This window comes from Vibrio sp. HENC-03 (genome assembly GCF_000305755.2).
GTDB lineage: Bacteria > Pseudomonadota > Gammaproteobacteria > Enterobacterales > Vibrionaceae > Vibrio > Vibrio owensii.
The window spans coordinates 1-719 of the sequence record NZ_JH976123.1 but is presented as its reverse complement, the minus strand read 5'-3'; the positions used below and the strand labels follow the sequence as shown (position 1 = coordinate 719).

The window sequence follows — 719 nt, the reverse complement described above, 5'->3', positions numbered from 1 at the left end:
GCCTTGCTCGACACTCGCAAAGCTTTGATGCTGAAAGTCCTGATGTGTTCCAGTAGGTTTACGCGCCTTTGGGGTGGTCAGTCTCTGCGAGGCTGATTCTTGCAGGGCGAGGGGCGGCTTTACTTATTTTGGCTTGGGCAGTTAGGGACACTCGCCAGTCTAAGCAAGTGCCCAAGATCGCCAGTAGTGGGTGGCTCGGTGCTTCGTCGTCGCTCCGCAACTCCTTATATCTCGGTGACTCCCTCCGGTCGGGGCGATGCCCAATCCGTTCTAACCATATATGGCTTTGCTCATTGCGATCTCAAACCGCAAAACAAATAGCCTACGTTCTTGAAGCTGCTCGAATGTCGGCGGCCCAACTAGAACGAACGCTCCAAACGCTGAGTTATAGACCGCACGATTAAACAATTCTGGTGTCATCTTCATTACTCGGTTGCCTTATTCAGATAGTCACACAACATTCGGAGTCCTGAGCGAAACAAATCGTAAACGATGATCATTAAGATCGCGTTTAGCATCGAGAGATGGTCGAACAGCTCGATGATTTCAACAAGCTGCTCATGCGTCACGTATTCATTCATTAGGTTTCGTCTCCTCCAAACAGACCGCCAACTGGCTTGAGTTCTATGTCTTGTTCTTGGCGCTGCGCATACTGTTCGTAAGGTGAGCACGTCACATAGAAATTGGACTCTCCGCGAGACAGCTGGACGAGGCAATCG

1 protein-coding gene is annotated in these 719 nt (G+C 50.6%); it reads right to left on the bottom strand.

Annotation, left to right across the window (positions count from 1 at the left end; translation table 11 throughout):
• Nucleotides 1-425: 425 nt before the first annotated feature.
• On the bottom strand, nt 426-581 hold the full coding sequence (locus VCHENC03_RS27810) for a hypothetical protein (protein WP_009706115.1): 156 nt from the start codon (nt 579-581) through the stop codon (nt 426-428).
• Nucleotides 582-719 lie beyond the last annotated feature (138 nt).